The following is a 25,660-nucleotide window of genomic DNA, read 5'->3' as shown; positions in this document are numbered from 1 at the left end:
TGTTGGTCCAGGGCGCGGCAGGTTTCGTCCAGGGCGTCGGTGAATACCTGGTGGGTGCCGTGCAGGTCGCGTCCCATGCCGGGGTACTGGCAGCCCTGTCCGGGGAAGAGGAACACGTTGTGGGTGGTGGCGGTCTCGGGCCCGGTGACCAGGTGACGGTGCGGGGCATCCCGCTCCAGGGCCCCCAGCGCCTCCAGGGCCTGCGCACGGTCCGGCGCACAGACCACCGCCCGCCGGTCGAACAGGGTCCGCGTGGACACCAGCGCATCGGCCACCCCCTCCAACGACACCCCCGGACGCGCCTCCAGATGCTCACGCAACCGACCCGCCTGACCCGCCAACGCACGCCGGGACCTCGCCGACAACACCAACGCCACCGACCCACCACCCCCACCCGACACCACAGAGAACTCCGCCGACGTCTCCATAAGGGGAGCAATAGGAGCACCCGACAACACCATGTGACAGTTCGTGCCGCCCATACCGAAGGAGCTGACCCCCGCCACACGGGGGCCGTCGCCCGGCCACTCGGTCAAGGTGGTCTGCACCCGCAGACCTAGGTCAGCGAGGGGGATGGACGGGTTGGGGTGTTCGAAGTTGAGGCTCGGGGGAAGCTGGGCGTGGGTGAGGCTCAGGGCTGCCTTGAGGAAGCCTGTGACACCTGCGGCGCCCTCCAGGTGGCCGACATTCGTCTTCGCCGAACCAACCCGCACGGGATGGTCGGGGGTTCGGCAGGGACCGAAAACCTCGCCGAGGGCCGCCGCCTCCACCGGGTCACCCAACCGCGTTCCTGTGCCGTGCAGTTCGACATAGCCCACCTCGTCGGGGCCGATCCCGCTCAGCCTCTGTGCCCTGCGGACCACCTCCGCCTGTGCGGCGACGCTGGGGCGGGTCAGGGCGTCCGTGGCACCGTCATTGTTCACCGCGCTGCCGCGGATGACGCAGTAGATGAAGTCGCCGTCGGCCACGGCACGGTCGAGCGGTTTCAGGAGGACCACGCCGCCGCCTTCCCCCCGCACGAAGCCGTTGGCCCGTGCGTCGAAGGTGAAGCAGCGGCCATCCGGTGAGAGGGCCCCGAACTTCGCTGTGCCGATCGCGCTCTCGGCGGCGAGGTTCAAATTGACGCCGCCCGCCAGAGCCAGCGTGCACGAGCCGGTCCGCAGGCTCTCGCAGGCCATGTGCACCGCGACCAGCGACGACGACTGCCCTGAGTCCACGGCCAAGCTGGGGCCCCGGAGCCCGAAGGCGTAGGAGACCCGATTGGCGATCACGCTGCGGTGCACACCGGTCACCGAATGTCGGGTCTGCGCGTCGGGGTCACGTCTGCGCGCCAGTGTCGCGTAGTCGTCCCACATCACACCCGTGAAAACGCCGGTGTCCGTACCCTGCAGCGTGCCGGGCACGATGCCGGCGTCCTCCAGGACCTCCCAGCTCAGTTCCAGCATGAGCCGCTGTTGCGGGTCCATCGCCGCGGCTTCCCGCGGCGAGACATTGAAGAACTCCGCGTCGAACAGATCGACCCGGGGCAGAAATCCACCGCGTTGCGTGCCCGGCTGCTCCGGGCGCGCGGCCTCGTGCCGCCCCGGAAGGTTCCAGCGGTCCGCCGGCACCTCACCGACCGCGTCCACGCCGTCGCGCAACAACGTCCAGTACGCCTCGGGGTTCTCCGCACCCGGCAGCCTGCACGCCATCCCGACGACGGCGACCGGAGCCGTCGAATCCGGTCCGGATCCCGAGGCCCCTGTTCCGTTCCGGTCACCCACAACGCCCACAGTCCAGCCCCTCTGTCGAGTTTCGTCCCCAGTCACTCATCCTTGGGCAACGCGATACGCCGGGCATCTCCGAGATTGCTTGCGTGAATCCCATGGCGTGATAACAGAGTTCGGGTTGCAGGTGTCCACCACCCCTGGTTTACTCAAATCAAGTTCAGGTACCCCCCGGGAGTACTCTCCGAGTCGGATTGGGAAGAGCCATGACCTCTGTTTCAGACATGAGTACCGAGAAACTCCTCGAGGACATGCTCTCCTCTTTCAACGACGAAGCGCTCTTCAGCGAGGACGAAACCGGCTCGGTGATCGACCGTTACTACGCACCTGATTTCGTCGAGGTCAGCGACGGCATCACCATCGACCGTGCACGCCTCATCAAGCACATCCGCCCCGTACGCAAGCAGTTCACCGGCGCCGAGTTCAAGGTGCAGCAGGCCCTGCGCGACGGAGACCACGTATCGGCTCGCTACACGATTCGCGCGACGACGAAGACCGGCCAAGTCATCGACACCGAGATCTTCATGTTCGCCGACCTCACGCCGGACGGCCGCTTCCAGCGGGTCGACCAGATCACTCGCACACTCACCGCGGAGTAGCCCTTCACCCCCGTGCACCGCCCGGCCCGTCGACCCATCCGACGGGCCCTCCGTATTCCCCGTCCTGACGTGGCAACTTGGGAGATGCTTGACCGTCTGCCCTTCCGAAAGAATCCAGATGCCTTGACCTTGAGGTCTCATTCGGTAACGGAAGGACGATCATGCACAGAGCGTTTCCCAAGATCGCCGCAGCCCTGTTGGGGGCCGCGGCGATGACGCTTGCCAGCACCATTCCCGCGTCTGCTCACGTTTCCGTCAGTGGCCCCGACGCCACGGTTTCCGTCGGCAGTTTTCCGACACTGACGTTCCGTGTTCCGACCGAGGAGAACAACGCTTCCACCGTCAAACTGCAGATCATCCTGCCGACTGACGCTTCGCAGAAGCTGCCCGTCGCCCTCAACAAGGCCAACCCTGGCTGGAAGGCCACCACCAAGGGCAGCGGCAGCACCCCTGGTGCGGGCGTGACGTCCGTGACCTGGACGGCGACCGCCGGGGGCATCAAGCCGGGTGAGTTCGAGGAGTTCAAGCTGGCGACCGGGCAGGTCCCCGCCACCGATGTCATCTACTTCACCGCGATACAGACGTACAGCAACGGCAAGGTCGTGCGCTGGGAGCAGATTCCCGAGCCGGGCGGCGAGGAGCCCGAGCACCCCGCGCCGAGCCTGAAGGTCGTCCCCAAGGCGTCCTCTGCCGGCACCACCCAGGCGGCGACCACCACGCTGGGCAAGCACGCCACGGCGAGTGAGAGCGGCACCTCGGACAGCATCGGCTCTTCGGCGGCCACCGGCGCCGCTGCCGCCGGTGTGCTCGGCGCCGGTGGCGGCCTGCTCTGGTTCCGCCGCCGCGCACAGCGTTCCGACGCCAACGCCTGATCGATCCACGGCCCCACCGAACGCGGGAGCACAGAGGTCCGTCGGCCGTTCCCGGCCGGCGGACCGGCTCCGTTCCGCACCCCAGGAGGAGTTGACGACGTGCCGAAAGCCGCTTGGCACGAGGTGGTGGTCGGTGCCGGATCCGCCGGCGCGACGCTCGCCGCCCGTCTCACCGAGAATCCCGACCGCAGAGTGCTGCTTCTGGAGGCCGGGGGCGAGCGGCTCACCGGACCGGCGGCCTCCGCCCCCCTCGGCACCTCCGTGCACTCCGGCCACAACTGGGACTACACCGCGTTCCGGGGATCCAAGGCAGAAGGGCGCCGATTCCCTTATGGCGTAGGAAAGTTGCTTGGGGGCTCGTCCGCCGTGAACGGCGCGATCGCGCTCCGTGCCCTGCCCGGCGATTTCGCCGCCTGGGCCGCGGCGGGGAACCCGGAGTGGGCCTGGCCGGACGTACTGCCGTACTTCCGCAGGCTGGAGGCCGACGCCGACTTCACGGGCGAGGACCACGGCAGCAACGGCCCCGTGCCGGTCCGTCGATCGCCACCGGACACCCTCGACCCCGTGGCGACGGGCTTTCTGGAGGCGTGCCGCGAACGCGGCATACCCCTGGTCGAGGACATCAATGTGTCTGGCGTCGGCGCGAGCCGCCTGCCCAGTAACGAGCACCGCGGACGCCGGGTGTCCACGGCCGACGCCTATCTGGAACCGGCGCGGGACCGGCCCAATCTCGACGTGTGGACCGGGGCGCCGGTGTCCCGGGTGCTGTTCGACGGTGACCGGGCCATCGGCGTCGAGGTGCTGCGGGACGGAATCCTCACCCGGGTGCACGCGGACCGCGTCACGCTCTGCGCCGGCGGCATCAACACGCCGCTCATTCTGGAGCGTTCGGGTATCGGTGATCCGGGGCGGGTCTCCCGGCTCGGCCTGCCGTTGCTCGCGGAGCTGCCCGGCGTGGGCGCGGACCTGGCCGATCATGCGGCGCTGGTGATCTGGGGTGTCCCCGAACCGGGCTCCTGCCGGCCCACCGCACCGCGCCACCAGGTCCTGGCCCGGGTGTCGAGCGGCCTCGACCGCACCGGGCCGTACGGCGACGACCCCGACCTGGCGCTCTTCCTTGCCGGCAATGTGGCGGCGCACACCGTCCCCGACATCGCGAAGGTCACCGACGCCGGGACGCTCGTGGCGCTCTCCGCCATGCTGCTCGCCCCCGCCTCGCGGGGGTCGGTGCATGCCTCGGGCCCCCGGCCCGACGACCCGCCGACCATCACCCTGGGGCTCGCCACCGACCCGGCGGACGTGGACCGCCTGATGACGGGCATGCGTTTGCTCTGGTCCCTGCTCGACACGGATCATCTCTCCTCGCACATACGGGAGATGCTCCTGTGGACGCGTGGCATGGCGGACGACGACGTCCGGCTGCGGCGGGCGGTCAGCCGGTTCACCACTCCCATGTGGCACCCCTCCGGCACAGCCCGGATGGGTCCGTCGACGAGCGGTTCCTCGGTCGTGGACCAGCACTGCCGGGTGTACGGGACCGAGCGGCTGCGTGTGGTGGACGCCTCGGTCGTGCCCGTTCCCCTGCGCGCCCCGACCAATCTGAGCTGCATCATGCTCGCCGAGCGCATGGCGGCTTCGACGGACTGACGGATCGGCGGCCTTGGGCGGGGTGAGGGACACGGACGCGCTGGGTCGGCGGCGAGCACATCACCTGACCACGGGAACTTGGGAGTGCACTGTGAGTGACATGGACCGGAGCGGCCAGGACCGCGCGGATCAATTTCCGCTGACGGACATTCAGTCGGCGTACATCGTGGGCAAGAGCCGGCTGATGGAGCTCGGCGGCATCCAGCAGTACTACATCGAGCTGGACTCCGCGGGCTTCGACACCGCTCGGGCCGAACACGCCCTGAACCTGGTGGTCGAGCGGCACGAGACCCTGCGTACCGTCATGCAGGAGTCCGGCTACGGGCGCGTCCTGGAGCCGGGTTCGGTGCCGCATGTGCCGATAGCGGAGGTGGACCTCACCGGGCTCGATGCACGGGCGCAGGAAGTGGGACTGCGCTCCACACGGGAGCGGATGACCGGCGAGGGCCTGGATCCCACCGGCTGGCCGCTGTTCGAGGTGGTGGTGAGCAGGCTGCGCCGGCACAGGGCACGGGTGCACTTCCGCTACAGCCTCATCCTCGTGGACGCGCCGAGCCTCAACACGACCGTGACGGAGTGGCTGGAGCTGTATCACGACCCGGACCTCAGGCTCCCCCCGGTGGAGAGGACATTCCGCGATTGGCGGATGGATCTCCTCGCCCACGAGCAGAGCGAGGACTTCCAGAAGCAGCTGACGTACTGGGGAGACCGGCTCGACACGCTGCCGGAGGCGCCTCAGCTGCCCCTGGTGAAGCAGCCCGCTGGCATCGAATCGGTGATGTTCACCGCCCGCACCGCCTACCTCAGCAAAGAACAGTGGAAGCAGTTCTGCGTCAACTTCCGTAAGCACAAGGTTCTTCCGGCGACCGCCCTGATGCACGTACTTTCCGAAGCCCTGGCTTCCTGGGCCTCGGCACCGCACTTCTGTCTGAACGTGGTGCACCTGAACCTGGTGGCCCGCCACGGTGGCCCGGCCGCGGTGGGCCAGCGCACCGCGACGCTGCCCCTTGAGGTGGATCACCGCGGGGGCACGGGCTTCTGGGAGCGCGCCAAGACGCTGCAGCGGCGGCTGTGGAAGGACATGGCTCACAGCGACGTGACGGGGGTACGGATCAGCCGTGACCTCGCGGCCCGCAGCGGCTGGACCCAGCGCGCCTCCTTCCCTTATGTGTTCACCAGCAACCAGGGGCCGGGGTGGGACACCCCGCCCGAGAGGCCGAGGCCCGCGTTCCGTCCCGTGGAGCGCGTCCAGCACACCCCGCAGGTCCTCCTCGACAACCAGGTCCGCGACCTTCCTGACGGCGGCCTCGCCTCGAACATCGACTTCATCGACGATGCCTTCCCGCAGGGCCTGCCCGAGATGCTGGTCGCCACCTACCAGCATCTCCTCGACGTACTGTCCAGCCCGGACGGGGCGGAACAGGAGCCCGACCCGGTGCCGACCGCCCACCGGGCGTTGATCGCGGCGGTCAACGACACGGGGGACGGGTTGCCCGAGGGCCGCCTGGAGGAGCGCTTCCTGCTGCGGGCGGCGGAGAACCCCACCGCCCCTGCACTGATGACCGACGAACTCACCCTGACATACGGCGAGTTGGAGTCACGCTCCCGGGCGGTGGCGCACTGGCTGCTCGACCAGGGAGTGCACCGTCACGACATCGTGCCGGTCATCATGGTCAAGGGCTGGGAGCAGGTGGTCGCGGCGCTCGGCGTGCTGCGGGCCGGCGCCGCCTACGTACCGATCGACGCGCGCATGCCGACGGGGCCGATGCACGACCTGCTGGAGGAGTGCTCGGCACGGGTGGCCCTGGTCCAGTCGCACGCAGAGCCCGATTTCACGCCGGCGCTGCGTTCTCTTCCGGTGCTCCATGTGGACAGAGCCGGGCCGGCGACACGTCCGCTGCCCGACGTGGCGGCGGCCGCCGACGACCTCGCCTACATCATCTACACCTCAGGCTCCACCGGTCGCCCCAAAGGGGTGATGATCGAGCATCGCGCAGCCCTCAACACGGTCATCGACATCAACGAGCGGACCGGACTCGGCCCGGACGACCGGGTGTTCGGGATCTCCTCGCTGGCCTTCGACCTGTCCGTGTGGGACGTCTTCGGAACTTTGGCCGCCGGCGCCGCGCTGGTCCTGCCGGCCCCGATGCCGCTGCCCGACCCGATCGCCTGGGCGGAGACTGCCCACCGCCACGGTGTCACCGTCTGGAACTCGGTGCCCGCACTGGCCGAGATGATCGTCGAAGTGGCCGAGGAGCGACCAGAGTTGAGTCCGGCGCCGATCCGCGCTTTCCTGCTCAGCGGTGACTGGGTGCCCACGTCGCTCCCCGGCCGCATGCGGCGTCTGTGGAGCGACGTGCGCGTCATCGCCATGGGCGGCGCCACCGAGGCAGCCATCTGGTCCAACATCCACGAGGTGGACGAGGTGGATCCCGCCTGGCGCAGCATCCCGTACGGCAAGCCCCTGAAGAACCAGACGATGCGGGTGCTCGACCACCGTCTGGAGATCCGCCAGCCCTGGGCGACCGGGCAGATCCACATCGGCGGCGCGGGTCTGGCGCGCGGCTACTGGCGGGACGAGGAGCGCACCACCGACCGTTTCATCACCCACCCGCGTACCGGGGAACGGCTCTATCGGACGGGTGACCTGGGGCGCTACCGGCCGGACGGGACCATCGAGTTCATCGGCCGCGAGGACCGCCAGGTCAAGATACTCGGCTATCGCGTGGAGCCGGGTTCGGTGGAGGCTGCTCTGCGCTCACATCCAGGGGTACGCGAGTGCGTGGTGTGCGTCGACAACTCCCCCGGCGGGCAGCGGCGCCTGGTCGCCCTCGCCGTTCCCGAGCCGGGTGGGCCCGGCGAAGGACTCGACGGCACTGCTCTCGTGGCCCATCTGCGCCGGCATCTGCCGCACTACATGATCCCGGGCCAGACGCACGTCGTGGATCAGCTCCCACTGACGCCCAACGGAAAGGTCGACGCCGTACGTGCCCTGCAGCTGCTGCCCGCCGCCGGGCCCGTACCGGCCGTGGACGGTCCGGCAGCCGACGACGATCCCCGTCTCAAACAGCTTGCCGAGCTGTGGACGGAGCTGCTCGAGGTGGAGTCGGTCGGCCCGGACAGCAACTTCTTCTCGCTGGGCGGCAATTCACTGCTCGCGCTGCGCATGGTCAACCGGGTGCGGTCCGAGCTCGGCGTCGACCTGCCGCTCGGGCGAGTCTTCGAAGCACCGACGGTGCGGGAGTTCGCGGCCTGTCTCGACGAGGATGCAGACACGAGTCGCAGCCCGTCGTGCGGTGTGCGCCTCGCCGACGGCACCGGCCAGGAGTTGGTGCTCTTCCACGTGATGGGCGGTTCGGTCGCTCCGTACATCCCGTTGGCGAGGGCGTGGCCGGGGCCGGTGCACGCCTTCCAGAGCCGCCCGCATGTCGACACCTCGGAAGATGCGTTCGCCCCCGATCTCGCGACGATGGCCGAGGGGTACGCGCAGGAGCTGCTGCGCCGCCGCCCGGAGGGTCCCTATGTTCTGGGCGGCTGGTCGATGGGCGGTTTCATCGCGTACGAAGTGGCCTGCCGACTGCGCGAGTCGGGCCATGAGTCGCACGTCTTCATGATGGACAGCCGGTTCACCGACCTGCGGGTGGCCCAGACCGAGGTGGGCCGGCACCTGGCGTTCCTCGTCACGCTGGCGCTCGGCCCGCCGCCCGAGTCAGCGGTGGCCGCGGTGCGGGGCGCCCTCCCGGATTCGCTCGCCCAGGTGGCTCGCGATACCTGCGTGGCCCATGGGCTGCTGCCCTCCGAAGTCGATGTGGCCGGCTATGAGAGGCTGCTGCGCGTTCAGCTGCACGAGACCAGGCTGACCGCGGCGTGGCACCCCGGCTGGCACGATCAGCCGGTGCTGCTGTTCGACGCGGTCGATGAGCCCCAGCCGGACACGGTTCCCGCGTGGCGAGCGGCCTGTCCGGGCATCGAGGTGATGCCGGTGGCCACCGACCACGCCGGCATCGGCCTAGCGCACCGCCAGGAGGAGATCGCCCGGCACGTCACCAGGTGGATCGCGGGCGAGATCGGCTAGCGGGGCGAGGACGTACAGCACGATAGGGCGCCACCCCTCGGGGGTGGCGCCCTATCGTGCTGTACGTCCTCGCTGTCAGGCCGAGCGTGCGAACTCGTATCCGATGTCGTCGAGCACCCTGGCCAGCTGGGCCTCGTCGAGCTCCTGGTCCGAGTGCACGGAGACTCGTCCGGACTGGACCTCGACCGTCACGTCGCGCACACCGCTGAGAGTGGTGATGGCGTCCGTGACACTGCTGGCACAGTGCTGGCAGACCATGCCCTCGACGGTGTAGTTCGCGGTGACACCCTCCATGAGCTACTCCTGTCGTCGATCTCTCCGGGACGGCGGGCCCGACCGGTATACCGCCTGGGGGTATTCAGTTTACCGCAAGTGCCTCGCGGGCACCCGTTGTGTCACCGGTCGCCGACCAGGTCCTTCTCGCGCCGGACCGGACCGCTCGGCTCCACTTCGGCCGACGCCTCGAGCGCGACGCGCGGCAGGGTCTTGTCCAGCCATTCGGGCAGCCACCAGTTGGCCTTGCCCATCACGTGCATCAGGGCGGGCACGAGCAGCATCCGGAGCACGAAGGCATCGACGGCGACGGCGCCGGCGAGCGCGACTCCCGTCATGACCGCGGCCTGGTCACCGCTGAGCACGAACGAGGCGAACACACAGACCATGATCAGCGCCGCGCAATTGATGACCCGGCTGGTGTCCGACAGACCCACACGGACCGCGCGTGCGTTGTCCTTGCCCCGCACCCACTCCTCGTGCATCCGGCTGACCAGGAACACCTGGTAGTCCATGGAGAGGCCGAACAGGAGCGGCAGCATGAACGCGGGGATGTAGGAGGTGATCGGCCCCTCCTTGCCGAGGCCGAGCACATCCAGGCCCCAGCCCCACTGGAAGACCGCGACGATGATGCCGAACGCGGCACCCGCGGCCAGCAGGTTCATCACGGCGGCCATCAGCGGTACGACGACGCTACGGAACGCGATCATGAGCAGTACGGCGCCCAGCAGCGCGATGACGGCGATGAACAGGGGCAGCCGTTCGGTGATCTCCGACGCGAAGTCCTTCTGCACCGCCGTGTTGCCGCCGATGTCCACCTGGAGGCTGCTGCCGCGCTCGGCCGCTGGCACCGTCGTGTCGCGCAGTTCGTCGATCAGATCGTCGGTCTCCTCGTCCTGGGGCGCGTAGGAGGGCACCACCTGGTAGACCCTGGTCGTGGACGTCTCCGGCACGGACACCTCGGTGACGTCGACGACGCCCTCGGTGCCCCGCACCTCGTCGACCAGGCCGTCGAGGGCACGTACGTCGCGCTCGCCGCCCGGCACATCGGCCACCAGTTGCAAGGGGCCATTGAAGCCGGGGCCGAAGCCGTCGGCGAGCATGTCGTACGCCTTGCGCGTGGTCTGCGCCTCGGGCTGGTTGCCCTGATCGCTGGCTCCCAGGCGCAGCGAGAAGGTGGGAAGGGCGAGCACCACCATCACCGCGACGGCGACCACGGCGATGACCCTCGGGCGGCGGCCGACGAAGGCGGACCAGCGCACCGACATGGTGTCGCCGTCGACCTCGGGCACCGGGCCCGTGGCCGCCAGCGCCCTCCGCTCTTTGCGGCTCAGCACCTTCATCTTGAACAGGGCGAGCAGCGCGGGCAGCAGGGTGACCGAGCTGAACATGGTGAACAGCACCGTGATCACCGTGGCCACGGCGATCCCGTTCAGGAACTGCATGCCGAGCGTGAAGATCGCCAGCAGGGAGATGCACACGGTGCCGCCCGCGAACAACACCGCACGGCCGGAGGTGTTGAGGGCCCGTTCGACCGACTCACCCACCTCCATGCCCGCCTTGAGGTTCTTGCGGTGCCGGCTCACCACGAAAAGCGCATAGTCGATGCCGACCCCCAGACCGACCAGCGAACCGATGACCGGCGCCGAGTCGGGCAGGCTCATCCCGTGGGCGAGCAGCCCCAGCAGCGAACCACCGGTGGCGACGCCGAACAGCGCGTTCAGGATGGGCAGCAGCATCGCGATGAACGAGCGGAAGGCGATCAGCAGGACCACACCCGCGGCCAGGACCCCGATCAGCTCCGCGAATCCCTCGGCGGGCTGCTGGGCGTACTCGATGGCCTGGCCGCCGAGTTCCACCCGCAAGCCGTCGGTGCGGGCCTCCTCGGCCCGGTCGACGACATCCTTGGTCTTGTCCTTGTCCAGGTCGAACGCCTGCTTCGTGAACGTGATGTTCGCGTAGGCGACCTGCCCGTCCTTGCTGATGCCCCCCGCGGCCTTGTCGGTGTAGGGGTTCAGCACGCTGCCGACCTCGGGCATCTTGGAGATGTCGTCGAGCAGGTCCGTCATGCGCGCGCGTACCGCGGCGTCACGGACACTGCCCTCCTCCACTTCCCACACCACACGGTCGGAGTCGCCTGCCTGTTCGGGAAAGGCCTTCTCCATGCGTTCCGTCGCACGCGTCGACTCGGTCCCGGGGACGTCGAACGCATTGGAGTACGCCCCGCCTGCTGTCGCACCCACGGTCGCCGATCCGATCAGCGCCACGAGCCACAGCAGAAGGACCACAACCCGGTGTGTGCAACACCATCGCGCCAAGGCAGTCATAGCTCTCCTGTGCTCTCTCGAAAGGAATTCGGTGACAAGGCCCCGGCCTGCCCCGGCGTGGCACGGAGTTCAGGCGTGGCACAGGGAAGCGAAACCAAGGGTGGGGGAGGGGGCGACAGGCGTCAGGAAGCCCGGGGGGATTGTCAGACAACCCGCGGCCCCGCCCCCTCCATGTGTCGGCTCAACTGCCAACACGCTCCAGGCTGCCCTCCGCCGCTCCCAGGTCGCTGTCATATCGCTCGCACGGAAGCTTCATTCCCAGCTCACACGCGGGCAGCGGATGACACCATGGGGCCATGGATGTTGGCTGTCTGGGACCGCTGGAGGTCCAATCGGAGGGGAAGCCCGTCACGGTGAGCGGGGTCCGGCTCCGTACGCTCCTCATCAGGCTGGCCCTGGAGGCGGGACGGACTGTCTCGGTCGGCTCGCTGGCCGCGGCGCTGTGGCCGGACGACCTCCCGGTCAACAGCGCGCACGCGGTCCAGTCGTTGGTCAGCCGACTGCGCAGGGCGCTGCCGGAGGGCACACCGTTGGAGTCGTCCACCAACGGCTACTGCCTGGACATCCCGCCGGACTCGGTCGACTCAGCGCTGTTCGAGAAGCTCGCCCGCGAGGGAGGCCGCGCGCTCCAGGAGGGCGAGCCGCAGGACGCCGTCCGTGTGCTCGACGAGGCGCTCGGACTGTGGCGCGGGGAGCCGCTCGCGAACATGTCCGCTTCGCCGTTCATGACCGGAACCGTCGCCCGCCTGGAGGAGCTGCGGCTGACCGCGCTGGAGGACCGCGCGACGGCGCGTGTCCAGATGGGCTCCGAACTGCCGCGACTGATAGCCGACTTGGAGTCGCTCGCCGCGCTGCATCCGCACCGTGAGCGGCTGCGGGCCCTGCTGGTGCGCGCGCTGCATGCCGACGGCAGGTCCGCAGAGGCCCTCGGCGCCTACGAACAGTTCCGGACCTGGCTGGCCGAACAGCTCGGCACCGACCCCTCGCGGGATCTGCAGGAGACGCATCTCGAGGTCCTGCGCGGGCAGCAGGGCGCGGTGCAGCAGCTCCTGGGAAACCGGCGGGACAATCTGCGCGCGGAACTGACCAGCTTCGTCGGCCGCGAGACAGAGCGTCAGGGGCTCTTCACTCAGCTCTCCGACAGCAGACTGATCACCCTCGTCGGCACGGGCGGCACGGGCAAGACCCGGCTCGCCAAGGCAGTCGCCGGTGATCTGGTGGACGGCACCCCCGGTGGCGTATGGCTGGTCGAACTGGCTGCGGTGACCAGCGACGAGGACGTGGCACCCGCCGTGGTCGCCGCCCTCGGCATCCGCGCCGTGGGCCTGTCCGAGGCCGCGGGCAGTCCGCGTGCGGTGACCGAGCAACTCGTCGAGGCCCTGTCCGCCGTGGGCACCATGCTCGTGCTGGACAACTGCGAGCACGTCGTCGGAGCCGTGGCGCACCTGGCCGACGAACTGCTCGGGTTCTGCCCGAAGCTGACGATCCTGGCCACCAGCCGGGAGCCGCTCGGCATCCTCGGCGAATCCCTCTTCCCGGTGCCGCCGCTCGGCCTCCCGGATCCCGACGCACCCACGAGCGATGTGGTCGACTGCCCGGCGGTGCGACTGTTCACCGACCGCGCCGCCCGGGTCCGCCCCGACTTCGCGGTCACCGCGGAGAACGCCGGAACAGTCGCCGAGATCTGCTGCAGGCTCGATGGTCTTCCGCTGGCCATCGAACTGGCGGCGGCCCGCCTTCGTACGCTCTCCGTCGAGCAGTTGGCGGACCGCCTGGACGACCGCTTCCGCGTGCTCACCGGCGGCAGCCGCACCGCACGGCCCGCCCACCGCACGCTGCGCGCGGTGGTGGCCTGGGGATGGGACCTGCTCGACGACGAAGAACGCCACATCGCGGAGTTTCTCGCGGTGTTCCCCGACACGATCTCGCTGGAGGCCGCGGAGAGCCTGGGCGAGCACGGTGACCGCACCCTGGACACACTTGCCTCGCTCGTCGAGAAGTCGGTGCTCCAGGCCGTGGACGGCCCGGAGGTCCGCTTCCGGATGCTGGAGACGCTGCGCGCCTACGGTCTGGAGCGGCTGGCCGAGACCGGGTCGGTGGACCGGGCCCGGCGCGCCCACGCGCGCTACTTCCTGCGGCTCGCCGAGTCCGCGGAGCCCCATCTGCGCAGCGGCTCGGGCCAGGTGCGCTGGGCGAGGACGCTCGCCACGGAGCGCGACAACCTCGTCGCAGCCCTCCACTTCGCCTGCGAGTCCCAGGACGCCGACACCGCCGTACGTCTGGGGTCCGCGCTGTGGTACTTCTGGGTCCAGCGCGGCGAGCACGCGCAAGCGACCCGACAGCTGCGGTCGGCGCTGGACGTGCCGGGCGACGTCGCTCCGGAGATACGGGCTGCCGCCACCACCGGATATCTGCTGAACTCCATCTTCTCGGGCGACTCGACGAACGTACGCGGCGGCCTCGTCGCGCAGGCCGATTCCGACCGGGCCGCCCTCGCCGAGCAGGCGCCGTCCGGCTCGTATCCGGCCCTGCCCCTGCTCGCTCCGCTGCTCGCGTGGATCAGTGGCGACTCCGAGGGCGGCCTGCGGGCGATCGACGCATCGCCGCCGCCTCCCGACCCGTGGACCCGGGCGATGCTCTGGTTAACCCGCTCCATGCTCACCCTCAACAGCGGTGATCTGCAGGAGGGTTGCCGCGCGCTGCGGGCCAGCGCCCGTGAGTTCAGGCTCATCGGAGAGCGCTGGGGCCTCGCCACCTCGCTGACACACCTGGGGATCGCGCTGATGTCGCAGGGAGAGTTCGACGAATCGGTGGCCGCGCTGACGGAGGCGATGGTGCCGGCCCGCGAACTGGGCGGTGACGACTCACAGCGGATCTGGCTCGCCGTGTCGCACCGGCAGGCCGGACACACGGACACCGCCCGGGAGGTGCTGCAGAGCGTGGTCGCGGGCCCCTCGTCGGCCCGCCATGTGCGCCTGGCGCGACTCAACTTGGGGGACATGGCCCGCCTCGACGGTGAACTGACCGAGGCCGCGCAGCAGTACGCGCTGGCCAGGGACGCCGCCGCACCGGACACCTTCGACGACTCCGCGTTCGGTGTCCTCTACTGGACCGGCAATGCCCAGATCACCCTGACGCAAGGTGATCTGACGACGGCTCGGCACATGCTGCGCAGAGCGCTCGCGGCGGCGCACACGGCGGCCGACATGCTACTGGTGGCCATGGTCGGTGTCGCGGTGGCCCAACTCCTGCACCGGGGCCGGGACGCCAAGGCGGCGTCGACCGTACTGGGCGCCGCCCACGTGCTGCGCGGGGCCGCGGACGCCGCCAACACCGACGTCTCGCGGCTCACCGGATCCCTGACCGCGGAACTGGGCGAGACCGGCCACACGGAGGCCTACGAATACGGACGTTCGCTGGAGCGCGACGACGCGGTCACTCTGATCGAATCCCAGCTCGACCGGACCGGACCGCTGCCCCTCCTGGGCGCAAGCCCCGCCTGACGCGACCCCCTCCCTCTGCTCGACAACAAGCTCGACAACACGCCCTTGCGGACATGGAGTTCACCGCAGGGGCGTCCTCACGCCTGGGGGCCTGGAAGCCGTCATCACTTCCAACCCCCTTTGCCGGTCCGGGACTTGCGGTGTATACCTGGGGAGGGTATTCACTCATCGACGAGCAGAACCGGAAGGAACGGCATGACAGTCGACAGCGACCGCACCCCCGAATCCTTTGTCTCCGAATTCTTCAATTCGTACGTGAAGGAGGTTATTTTCGGGAGCGAAGATCCGCAGCAAAGCATTGACCGCTTCTACACGCCGGATTTCGTACAGATCGCCGACGGCTCCGAGATGAACCGACAGCAGCTCGCCGAGCATGCCCCCACCGCCCGGCAGACCTTCGAGAAGGGGCACTACGAAGTGCACGAGGCCGTGCACAGCGGGTCGTCGGTGGCAGCCCGCCTCACCTTCCACGCGGTGATGAAGGCGGGGGGCACGATGGATGTGGACTTCTACGTGTTCGCCGAACTCGCGGACGACGGACGGCGCGTCCGCCGCATCCATCAGCTGACCAGGGCACACGAGGCCTAGGCCGGCTCGCGCACGGCCTCTCCCCGCGCAACCGCCGTGCGCGGAGAGAGGCCCGCACCCGCCACGGCAGGCGAGGAGGGGCCGGAGCACCCTCAGGCGTGCAGGGTGATAGGCAGGCTCTCGAATCCGTGGTGCCCCAGGCCCGGGCAACGCTCGGGCTCCCCCAGCGTCACACCGCTGAACCGGTCGAGCAGCCGGTTCAGGAACACCTCGCCCTCGATGCGGGCGAGCGGACCGCCCAGGCAGTAGTGGGGCCCCGCCGCGAACGACAGATGCGGGTTCTCGCCGCGACCCACCTCGAAGGTGTCGGGCTCGGCGAACACCTCCGGATCGCGATTGGCCGCACCCAGCATGATGATGACGTTCTGCCCCTCCGTCAGATCGGCCCCGAGGAAGGTCGTCGGCTTGAGGACACTGATGATGTCGACATGAGCGGGTGCGTCGTAGCGCAGCATCTCCTCCACCGCCGAAGGGATCAGCGTGCGGTCCGCACGCAACCGCTCCAGCGCACCCGGCGTCTCCAGCAACGCGTACAGGCCGTTGCCGAGCATGTTGGCGGTTGGCTTGTTCCCTCCTGCGAAGAGCAGGATCGCGGTGGCGATGACCTCCGTCTCGTCGAGCACCTCGTCCGCCTCGGAGGCGATGAGCCTGCTGAGCATGTCGTCGCACGGGTTCTTGCGCTTGTCGGCGAGCAGCTCGGAGAAGTACGCGGCCAGCGTGTTCTCAGCCCTGGCGCCCTGCACGATCTCGTCGGAGGTCGCGGCCGGCTCGATGAGCAGTCCCATGTCATGGATGGCCGGCGCGATCCGTGCCCGGTCGGACTCGGGGACACCCAGCAGGTCGGAGATGACATGTACCGGCAGCGGCATGGCGAAGGCGGCCATGAAGTCGCCGCCGGGATCCGCCACGAGCCGGTCCATGAGTTCATTGTTCCAGCGCTCGATGGAAGGCAGCAGAGCCGCGACATGCCGGGCCGTGAAGGCCGAGCTGACCACGCGGCGCAGCCGGGTGTGGTCCGGCGGATTGGTCAGGATCATGCTGCGCTGCATGCGCTCCATGACCGGTCGCAGCTCGGCCTCCGGTATGTCCTTCACATGGAGCCGCAGCCATTCGTCACCTTTGCCGAAATTGCGGTTGCGCAGTGCGGCGTCGCCGTCCTGGTGCCGGGTCAGCACCAGAGTGCTGCCGTCACTGGTGAGCAGGGCGGGAGCCATCTCACGCAGGCGGTGGTAGTCCGGGAAGGGGTCGGCCGGCGGGGCGCTCAGCAGCTGGAAATAGAGCTGCTCGGCCTCCGGGTGTTGCTGCGCGAGCACGGTGGACCCAGCTGTGCCAGGGCTCATTCTCTGACTCCTCACGACAGAAGCGGTTGCCTGTCGGCGTGCCGCAGCAGCCATCGTGATGGCACGGCCGGCCAGGGTACGTCGGCATCGTAAGTACGTGAGGTGCCGAGGTTGTTCTCCTGAATTGCTGGTTCTGCGTCCAGCTGTCGCTCCAACAGCCTTGACACCACTGGCCCCTTGCGGACCTACTGGACCTTGCGCAGCGATGTGACAACGTTGTCCAACTCGCAGGGAGGGGTTCGGGGATGCCGCACAGATCACGCAGACCTCGCTTCAGACACCACCGTTCGGCCGCGATCCTGGGAGCGGCCGCGTTCACGCTCGTCGCGACAGCGCAGGGCGCCGCCGTCGCCAAACCGGAGGAACCACCCAAAGCGGCTAAGGAGTTCGTCTCCTCGTTCGAGGAGGGCGAGGCCCAGCCCGACTGGCTGAACACCGTGGAGACCGGCCCCGACGGCAAGAAGCGGACCGCCGGCGTCAACGGCGCGTTCAGTTCGGGGATCCCCGGCAGTGTGAACGACCACGTGACCGAGGTCCGCGCCAGCGACGAGAACGCGGGCGGCGGCGAGGTCAAGGAGAATCTCGTCGACGGTGAGCCCACCAGCAAGTGGCTCTCCTTCGAGCCGACCGGGTGGGCGGAGTTCGACCTGGACGAACCCGCCAAGGTCGTGACGTACGCGCTCACGTCGGCCAACGACCACGACGAGCGCGACCCCAAGGACTGGACCCTGCAGGGCTCCACGGACGGCAAGGACTGGAAGGTCCTCGACACCCGCAAGGGTGAGGCGTTCGACAAGCGCCACCAGACGAAGAAGTACGACGTCCGGAACGACACGGCGTACGCGCACTTCCGCCTGGAGATCACCGCCAACAACGGCGCGTCCGACGCCCTCCAGCTCGCCGACGTCCAGCTCTCCGTCGGCGGCGGCGAGGCGCCCGTCCCCGAGGACATGCTCTCCCTCGTGGACCGCGGCCCCAGCGGCTCCCCGACCGCGAAGTCGGGCGCCGGGTTCACCGGCAAGCACGCGATGCGTTACGCGGGCACCCACAAGGCGGACGGCCGCGGCTACTCGTACAACAAGGTCTTCGACGTGAACGTCGCGGTGCGGCGTGACACCGAGCTGTCGTACCGGGTCTTCCCGTCCATGGCGGAGGGCGACCTCGACTACGACGCCACGAACGTGTCCATGGACCTGGCCTTCACCGACGGCACCTATCTGAGTGACCTCAAGGCCATGGACCAGCACGGCTTCCCGCTGAATCCGCAGGGACAGGGCGCCGCGAAGGGCCTCTACGTCAACCAGTGGAACAACGTGGCCTCGCGGATCGGGCAGGTCGCGGGCGGCAAGACCGTGGACCGGGTGCTCCTCGCCTACGACTCCCCCAAGGGCCCGGCGAAGTTCCGCGGCTGGGTGGACGACGTGTCCCTGAAGGAGAAGGCCCCGGCGAAGCCGAAGGCCCACCCCTCGGACTACGCGGACACCACCCGCGGCACCAACTCCAGCGGCGGCTTCTCGCGCGGCAACACCTTCCCGGCGACGGCCGTGCCGCACGGCTTCAACTTCTGGACGCCGGTGACCAACGCCGGCTCCCTGAGCTGGCTCTACGACTACGCCCGCGGCAACAACTCGGACAACCTGCCGACCATCCAGGCGTTCAGCGCGAGCCACGAGCCGAGCCCGTGGATGGGCGACCGGCAGACCTTCCAGATGATGCCGTCGGTCGACAAGGACACCCCGTCGGCGTCCCGCACCAAGCGCGCGCTGCCCTTCAGGCACGAGAAGGAGACGGCACGCCCGCACTACTACGGCGTGACGTTCGAGAACGGTCTGAAGGCCGAGATGGCCCCGACCGACCACGCCGCGATGATGAAGTTCACCTATCCCGGTGACGACGCGAGCGTCATCTTCGACAACGTCTCGGAGAAGGGCGGCCTCACCCTCGACGAGGAGAAGGGGATCGTGAGCGGCTTCTCGGACGTCAAGTCCGGGCTCTCCACCGGCGCCACGCGCCTCTTCGTGTACGGCACCTTCGACTCGCCCGTCACCGCGGGCGGCAAGCTCGAAGGCGGTGGCGGCGGTGACGTCACCGGCTATCTGCGCTTCAAGGCGGGCAAGGACCGCACGGTCAACCTGCGCCTCGCCACCTCGCTCATCAGCCTCGACCAGGCCAAGGCCAACCTCGACCGCGAGATCCCGTCCGGCACCTCCTTCGACCGCGTGAAGAACGGCGCGCAGAAGAGCTGGGACGACATCCTCGGCAAGGTGGAGGTCCAGGGCGCGAGCGAGGGCCAGCGGACCACGCTCTACTCCAGCCTGTACCGCCTCTACCTCTACCCCAACTCCGGCTTCGAGAAGGTCACTTCGGGCGGCAAGTCGAAGTACCAGTACGCCTCGCCCTTCTCGCCGCAGACGGGCCCCGACACCCCGACCCACACCGGCGCGAAGATCGTCGACGGGAAGCCGTACGTCAACAACGGCTTCTGGGACACGTATCGCACGACCTGGCCCGCCTACTCGCTCCTCACGCCGAAGAAGGCGGGTGAGCTGGTCGACGGCTTCGTCCAGCAGTACAAGGACGGCGGCTGGACGTCGCGATGGTCGTCGCCCGGCTACGCGGACCTGATGACGGGCACCTCGTCGGACGTCGCGTTCGCCGACGCGTACGTCAAGGGCGTGGACTTCGACGCCAAGGACGCGTACGACGCCGCGCTGAAGAACGCGACGGTCGTGCCGCCGAGTTCGGGCGTCGGCCGCAAGGGCATGGAGACATCGCCCTTCCTCGGCTACACCCCGAGCGAGACGCACGAGGGCCTGTCCTGGGCACTTGAGGGCTACCTCAACGACTACGGCATCGCGCGCATGGGCCAGGCCCTGTACAAGAAGACGGGCGAGAAGCACTACAAGGAGGAGTCGGAGTACTTCCTCAACCGCGCCCGTGACTACGTGAAGCTCTTCGACGACAAGGCGGCGGGAGGAGGCACCGCGCCGGGCTTCTTCCAGGGCAAGGACAAGAAGGGCGACTGGCGCGTCCCGTCCGAGAAGTTCGACCCGCGCGTGTGGGGTCACGACTACACGGAGACGAACGCCTGGGGCTACGCCTTCACCGCCCCGCAGGACTCGCGCGGTCTCGCCAACCTCTACGGCGGGCGCAAGGGCCTCGGCGACAAGCTGGACACGTACTTCGCCACTCCGGAGACCGGTTCCGCCGAGTTCGCGGGCTCCTACGGAGGCGTCATCCATGAGATGACCGAGGCTCGCGACGTACGCATGGGCATGTACGGGCACTCCAACCAGGTCGCCCACCACGCCGCCTACATGTACGACGCGGCCGGTGAGCCGTCCAAGACACAGGAGAAGGTCCGCGAGGTCCTCTCCCGCCTCTACACCGGCAGCGAGATCGGGCAGGGCTACCACGGCGACGAGGACAACGGCGAGCAGTCGGCCTGGTACCTCTTCTCCTCGCTCGGCTTCTATCCGCTGGTCATGGGCAGCGGCGAATACGCCATCGGCTCACCGCAGTTCACCAAGATGACCGTCCACCTGGACGGTGGGCGCGACCTGGTCGTCAAGGCGCCGAAGAACAGCGCGAAGAACGTGTACGTCCAGGGCCTGAAGGTCAACGGCAAGAAGTGGACCTCAACCGCCCTGCCCCACAAGGAGATCGCGAAGGGCGGTGTCCTGGAGTTCGACATGGGGCCGAAGCCGTCGGCCTGGGGCACGGGCAAGAACGCCCAGCCGACGTCGGTCACGCAGGACGACAAGGTGCCGTCGCCGCGCGGTGACGCCATCAAGGGTGACGGCGCGCTCTTCGACAACACCTCGGCCACGGACGCCACTTCGGACGCAGCCGTGGATCTGCCGGTCGCCAAGGAGACCAAGGCCGTTCAGTACACGCTGACTTCGGCGGCCGACAAGGCGAAGGCGCCGCGCGGCTGGGTGCTCCAGGGCTCCGCCGACGGCGAGAAGTGGAAGGAGCTGGACAAGCGGTCCGGCGAGTCCTTCGCCTGGGATCACCAGACGCGGGTCTTCACGGTCGACGATCCGGGGACGTACCGGCACTACCGGCTCGTGCCGGAAGGGTCAGCGACGCTCGCGGAGGTCGAGCTCCTGAGCTGACCGGGCTCGGCGGAGCACCGCGTGAGGCGGGGGCGGGAGTGGCAGGTCCACTCCCGCCCCCGCTCGCGTGCGCCGCGGGACCGTTGGCCGGAACCCCCCTGTCCTCACCCACCCCAGGGATAGATGAGCCGTGCATGCGGATGGAACCGGCGGGAACACCCCCTCGTCCCACCCGCGTGCGCGGCTCCCTGCTCCGCCCTGCCGTCCTGCTCCCGCTCCTGCTCCTGCTGGTGGCCGTGGCCGCCTGCGGCACGGAGGCCGGGGACCCACCGGCGCCCGCCCCGCCCTCGGACCCCGGCACGCTCGTCCTGCGCGTCCAGGAGCTCCACAGCGCACCCCGTCCCTGGGAGCGCGGCGATCTGCCCCGCTTCTCCCTCTACGGCGGCGGCCACGTGATCGCCCCCGCCCGGACCTCGGGCGCCCTGCGCACAGCCGTCAACTACCGCCTACTGCCCGCCCGTTACCGCGAGCTCACCGACGCGGCCCACACGGCGGGGCTCACCCACGCCCGGCGCCACGAGGACACCACGTCCACGGACGCCTCCCTCCTGACGGTCGCCTACCGCACCCCGAGCGGCCTTCGCAGCACGTGCGTCACCGCGCCCGAAGCAGGGGGCGAAGGTGACCGGGGCCGCGTCCTGGACTTCGTACGCACGCGGGTCCCGCCCGCGCCTTCGGACACTCCCCCGCCGGGGGCCACCGCCTACCGACCGACCGCCCTGGCGATTCTCGCCACCGGCGGGGTCGGCGCCGACGACCCCGCGGCACGGCCCTGGCCCCTTCGCCCCCTGTCCTCCGGGGCGGAGACCCTGCAGGGCCGGTGCGCGGTGGTGACGGGGAAGGATCTCGTACGCGCTCGTCAACTCGCCCTGGGCGCACGGCGGAACACCCTCTGGAGGAGCGGCGGCCAGCTCTACGCGGTCGTGTTCAGGCCCCTGCTCCCGGACTAGCGCACGTGCCGCGACCTCGACCGCTCCTAGGGCCCGCGTGATGTCGTGATCCGGAACCACAGGTCCGGAACCGCAGGTCTAGAGGCGGCAACTGATCTCCATTCCGTCCTCCACGGGGAACGTGACGCTCTGGTAGCCGTTCTGGAGGTCACGGACGTAGCCGAGGTAGGGCGCGAGGTCCTCCAGGTCGACGTCGTCGGCGACGACGAGGGTGCCGGGCGCGAGGCGTGGTTCGAGGAGTCGCAGGACGGGCAGGCACAGGTCCTTCCAGCCGTCGAGGAGGACGAAGTCCACGGAGCCCGCGTCTGCGGCGAGGGTGTCGCGGGCATCGCCTTCGAGGACGGTGATCAGGTCGTCGAGACCCGTCTCGGCGAACGTCCGGCGGGCGGCCGCGGCCTTGGCGGCGCTCAGTTCCGTACTGATCACCCGCCCCGTCCCGTTGTCGCGCACCGCGGCGGCGAGATGGAGCGTGGAGATGCCGAAGGACGTGCCGAACTCGACGACGGTGGCGGGGCGGATGGCCCGGATCAGGTTGTAGAGGAGGCGGCCGCCCTGGGCGGAGATCGGCATGTACACCTCCGCCTTGGCGTCGGCCTGCTCCTGCGGGCTGAGGGGCGCGGAGCCCTGGGGCCACTCCGCCCGGATCCGCCTGCTGGTCACCTCGTCCTGCTCGGCCTGCCGGAACATCCGGTCGAGGGCGGAGGCGACACGGGGGTCTTCGAGAGTGTTGGTGGTGGGGGCGCTGGTGGATGTCATGAACCTAGGCTAGACGCACCGTTGCGTTGCGTCTAGCGGTTCTGGCCTACTCTGGCCCCAGGAGGCAGACATGGAACGAGGAAGTACGGCCGCGGCGGCGGCCGGGCCGCAGCCGGCGCCACGCCACCACGGCAACCGGCACGGCCGCAGCGAACAGGCCCGGCAGGCAGTGCTGGAGGCGGCCGACGACCTCTTGGTCGAGAAGGGCTTCACCGGCGTCACCATCGAGGGCATCGCCGCACGCGCGGGCGTCGCCAAGCAGACCGTCTACCGCTGGTGGAAGACCAAGACCGACATCCTCCTGGACGCCTTCCTCCAGGACGCGGCCGAAGCCCTGACCCCGCCGGACCACGGCGACCTGGCCCCGGACCTACGCGCCCACCTGCGCCAACTGGCCCTGTTCCTCACGCGGTCCGACGCGGGCGCCGTCTTCAAGGCCCTCATCGGGCACGCCCAGCACGATCCCGCGTTCGCCGCCGCCCTGCGGTCGGGGTACCTCGACGAACAGCGCCGACGCGACCGGCTCCCGCTGGAACGCGCGGTGGCACGCGGCCAGCTCGCCGCCGGACTCGACATGGCGGCGGAGATCGACCAGCTCGTGGGACCGGTCTACCACCGCGTCCTGGTGACGGCGGAACCCGTCGACCAGGCTTTCACCGACCGCCTCGTCGATGCGTTCCTGCGCCGCGCGGACGTGGCGGACGCAGCCGACGCAGGGGAGATGGGGAGCCGATGACTCTGCAGGCAGGCCAGCGGGTGGTGCTGGCAGCGGACACCCGGCTGACCGATTCGGCCGAGGTGTCGGGGGTCGTCGTCGGGTTCCTGTCCCTGGCGGCGGGCACCTGTGGGACCGTCGAGCAGGTGGTCGGCCTCCAGGACGAGAGCGACGACGTGCGCGAGTACGAGCGGCTCAAGTCGCTGCTCGACTCCTTCGGGTCCGCGATGCCCACGGAGAGCAGGAGGCAGCTCGAAGAGAAGGTCGGCTCTCTGGAACCCGCGTGGACCGCCTTCCAGGAACGGGGGCATCGCGTGAGCGTGCGGGTCCGCTTCGACAACGGGTTCATCCTCGACGGGGCCCACGAGGACGTCTTCGTCCCTGCCTGAGAGTCCTAGGGCTTGTCCGCCGAGAAGAGCCACGTCTCGAACAGGTCCGAGAGGTCCTTCCCCGACTTCTTCTCGCACAGCGCGATGAACTGCTCGGTGTCGGCGTTCCCGTGCCGGTGCTCGCGCGTCCAGGTGCGCAGGACGGCGAAGAAGGTGCGGTCGCCCACGGCCTTGCGCAGCTGATGCAGCGTCATGGCGCCCCTGCCGTACACCGGTGAGTCGGAGACCCGCGTCGCGGTCGGCGGGTCGGCTGCCGGGAAGTCCCAGATGCCCTCGCTCTCCGGGTGCGAGCCGTCGTAGAAGGAGTCGAAGGTCTCCTGGGCGGTGCGGTGTCCGTGCTCCTCGTCCCACAGCCACTCGGCATAGGTGGCGAAGCCCTCGTTCAGCCACATGTCCTGCCAGGCGCGGGGCGTGACGGAGTTCCCGAACCACTGGTGGGCCAGTTCGTGGACGACCAGGCGGGTGTCCGGTGCCTCTTCGAAGTACGGCTTGGTCTGCGTCTCCAGGGCGTAGCCGAGATCGGGCAGGTGGTCGACGACGGCGCCGGTCGAGGAGAAGGGGTAGGGGCCGAAGCGGTCGGTGGCCCAGTCGACGACCTCGGGCACCAGGTCGTGGACGTCGACGGACCCGTCCGCCTCGTCGGGGTCGACGGCCGTGTAGACGGGCAGGCCGTCGTCCGCCCTGCCCGTGGAGATGTCGAAGATGCCGGTGACGACGGTCGCGGCATGGCTCGCCATGGGCTCGGGGTTGTGCCAGCGGAAGGTGGTGCGCTTTCCCCGCTGCCGGGTCTCGCGCAGGGTTCCGTTGCTGACCGCGGTGTACTCGGACGGCACGGTGACGTCGATGTCGTACGTCGCCTTGTCGGACGGGTGGTGGTTGCCGGGGAACCAGGTCATGGATCCGGTGGGCTCGCCGAGCGCCGCCACGCCGTCGTCCGTCTCGATCCAGCCCTCGTCGCCGCCGTCGGCCGCCGTGAGCATCTTGGGCGTCCCGCCGTACCGGACGGTGGTCTTGAAGGTCTTCCCCTTGCCGATGGACCGCTCGGGAGTGAGCGTCAGCTTGTTCTTCTTCCTGCTGAAGCGGGCGTCGGAGCCGTCGACGTCGGCGTGGCGCACGCGCAGGCCCGTGAAGTCCAGGCTGAGGCGGGAGAGGTCCTCGGTGGCCCGTGCGGTGATCACGGCGGTGCCCGTCAGGTGGTTGCCGTCCGGGGTGTAGTCGAGGGTCAGGGCGTAGTGCGTGACGTCGTAGCCGCTGTTGCCGAGCGCCGGGAAAAGGTGGTCGTCGACGCGGTTCCCGCGTGCGTCGAGCATGACGAGGTCGCGCACGGTGCCGTCGCCGTCGTCGCCGTCCCACCAGGTGCGGAAGAGCGCGGAGAGCCGCTTGGCCTCGGCCGACTTCGCGGAGAGGTCGGTCTGCACCTCGACGTCGTAGGAATCCGCGTCGGAGTCGGTGAGTTCGACCGTGTACACGGCCTGCGCGTGGCGTGCGGTGCGGGACTCGCCGGTGTCACGGGCCCAGGAGCGGAACTCCTGCAGGAGGCGGTGGTGGGGCTCGCGTACGGCGGTGTCCGGGTCGGCCGGGCGCTTCGTGTCGCACGCCGCCAGGGCGAGGCAGACGGCTGCCGCGGACAGGAGCACGGCGGGGCGGTTCATGGTGGGGTCTCCATCCGGTCGTCCGCAGGGGAAGAGGGGCGGAGGCTCCCCGAGGTTGCCGCCGCCCCTCATGCCCCACGCTCAAGGGGC

Annotated in this window: 16 protein-coding genes; 10 read left to right on the top strand and 6 right to left on the bottom strand. The window is 69.4% G+C overall.

Translation table 11 applies throughout. The annotated features are described in order from the left end of the window. The coding region (locus AC07AG_RS37335; protein WP_478761027.1) for a type I polyketide synthase at positions 1 to 1,763 on the bottom strand (1,763 nt) is incomplete at its 3' end. A 227-nt stretch (positions 1,764 to 1,990) separates the two neighbouring features. Here AC07AG_RS37335 and AC07AG_RS37330 point away from each other — a divergent pair. The 4 genes from AC07AG_RS37330 to AC07AG_RS37315 all read left to right on the top strand — a co-directional run bounded on the left by AC07AG_RS37330 (position 1,991) and on the right by AC07AG_RS37315 (position 8,959). Further along, entirely contained in the window at positions 1,991 to 2,365 is a 375-nt protein-coding gene (locus AC07AG_RS37330; protein WP_478761025.1) for a nuclear transport factor 2 family protein, read from the top strand. A gap of 161 nt (positions 2,366 to 2,526) precedes the next feature. After that, positions 2,527 to 3,237 carry a YcnI family copper-binding membrane protein gene (locus AC07AG_RS37325; RefSeq protein WP_478761024.1) on the top strand — a complete coding sequence of 237 codons (711 nt, stop codon included), beginning with the start codon at positions 2,527 to 2,529 and terminating at the stop codon, positions 3,235 to 3,237. Between the two features lie 99 nt (positions 3,238 to 3,336). Next, a complete protein-coding gene (locus AC07AG_RS37320) occupies positions 3,337 to 4,884 on the top strand; it encodes a GMC family oxidoreductase (protein WP_478761022.1) in 1,548 nt (515 codons plus the stop codon). A gap of 100 nt (positions 4,885 to 4,984) precedes the next feature. Next, positions 4,985 to 8,959 carry a non-ribosomal peptide synthetase gene (locus AC07AG_RS37315; RefSeq protein WP_478761046.1) on the top strand — a complete coding sequence of 1,325 codons (3,975 nt, stop codon included), beginning with the start codon at positions 4,985 to 4,987 and terminating at the stop codon, positions 8,957 to 8,959. Between the two features lie 75 nt (positions 8,960 to 9,034). Here the strand turns inward: AC07AG_RS37315 and AC07AG_RS37310 are convergent, their stop codons facing one another. After that, positions 9,035 to 9,253, bottom strand: a complete 219-nt coding sequence (locus AC07AG_RS37310) for a heavy-metal-associated domain-containing protein (protein ID WP_478761020.1) — start codon at positions 9,251 to 9,253, stop codon at positions 9,035 to 9,037. Between the two features lie 101 nt (positions 9,254 to 9,354). Then, the gene (locus AC07AG_RS37305; protein ID WP_478761018.1) at positions 9,355 to 11,559 is read right to left on the bottom strand and encodes an MMPL family transporter; all 2,205 of its coding nucleotides are present in this window, start codon (positions 11,557 to 11,559) and stop codon (positions 9,355 to 9,357) included. Between the two features lie 296 nt (positions 11,560 to 11,855). On the opposite strand from AC07AG_RS37305, the gene AC07AG_RS37300 reads away from it, so the two are divergent. Beyond that, positions 11,856 to 15,062, top strand: coding sequence for an AfsR/SARP family transcriptional regulator (locus AC07AG_RS37300; protein ID WP_478761016.1), 3,207 nt, complete (start codon positions 11,856 to 11,858; stop codon positions 15,060 to 15,062). A gap of 195 nt (positions 15,063 to 15,257) precedes the next feature. Further along, a complete protein-coding gene (locus tag AC07AG_RS37295; RefSeq protein ID WP_478761014.1) occupies positions 15,258 to 15,650 on the top strand; it encodes a nuclear transport factor 2 family protein in 393 nt (130 codons plus the stop codon). A 92-nt stretch (positions 15,651 to 15,742) separates the two neighbouring features. Here AC07AG_RS37295 and AC07AG_RS37290 read toward each other — a convergent pair whose 3' ends face one another. Beyond that, positions 15,743 to 16,990 (bottom strand): cytochrome P450, encoded by a 1,248-nt coding sequence (locus tag AC07AG_RS37290; RefSeq protein WP_478761012.1) that lies wholly within the window; start codon positions 16,988 to 16,990, stop codon positions 15,743 to 15,745. Positions 16,991 to 17,235: 245 nt separating this feature from the next. Between AC07AG_RS37290 and AC07AG_RS37285 the strand changes: the two genes are divergently transcribed. Together AC07AG_RS37285 and AC07AG_RS37280 are read left to right on the top strand one after the other, a co-directional pair. Then, positions 17,236 to 21,108, top strand: a complete 3,873-nt coding sequence (locus AC07AG_RS37285; protein WP_478761010.1) for a GH92 family glycosyl hydrolase — start codon at positions 17,236 to 17,238, stop codon at positions 21,106 to 21,108. Positions 21,109 to 21,242: 134 nt separating this feature from the next. Continuing rightward, the gene (locus AC07AG_RS37280; RefSeq protein WP_478761008.1) at positions 21,243 to 22,058 is read left to right on the top strand and encodes a hypothetical protein; all 816 of its coding nucleotides are present in this window, start codon (positions 21,243 to 21,245) and stop codon (positions 22,056 to 22,058) included. A 78-nt stretch (positions 22,059 to 22,136) separates the two neighbouring features. Here AC07AG_RS37280 and AC07AG_RS37275 read toward each other — a convergent pair whose 3' ends face one another. After that, positions 22,137 to 22,814, bottom strand: coding sequence for an O-methyltransferase (locus AC07AG_RS37275; protein ID WP_478761006.1), 678 nt, complete (start codon positions 22,812 to 22,814; stop codon positions 22,137 to 22,139). Positions 22,815 to 22,884: 70 nt separating this feature from the next. Between AC07AG_RS37275 and AC07AG_RS37270 the strand changes: the two genes are divergently transcribed. Next, on the top strand, positions 22,885 to 23,550 hold the full coding sequence (locus AC07AG_RS37270) for a TetR/AcrR family transcriptional regulator (protein ID WP_478761004.1): 666 nt from the start codon (positions 22,885 to 22,887) through the stop codon (positions 23,548 to 23,550). Continuing rightward, positions 23,547 to 23,918 (top strand): hypothetical protein, encoded by a 372-nt coding sequence (locus AC07AG_RS37265; RefSeq protein ID WP_478761002.1) that lies wholly within the window; start codon positions 23,547 to 23,549, stop codon positions 23,916 to 23,918. Before AC07AG_RS37270 ends, AC07AG_RS37265 begins: the two co-directional genes overlap by 4 nt. A 5-nt stretch (positions 23,919 to 23,923) precedes the next feature. On the opposite strand, the gene AC07AG_RS37260 is transcribed toward AC07AG_RS37265, so the two are convergent. Further along, positions 23,924 to 25,570 carry a M1 family metallopeptidase gene (locus tag AC07AG_RS37260; RefSeq protein ID WP_478761000.1) on the bottom strand — a complete coding sequence of 549 codons (1,647 nt, stop codon included), beginning with the start codon at positions 25,568 to 25,570 and terminating at the stop codon, positions 23,924 to 23,926. Positions 25,571 to 25,660 lie beyond the last annotated feature (90 nt).

It is taken from the genome of Streptomyces sp. NPDC044044, assembly GCF_056434405.1.
Note: the sequence above shows the minus strand (reverse complement) of the source record. Positions and strands in the feature narration are given on the sequence as shown.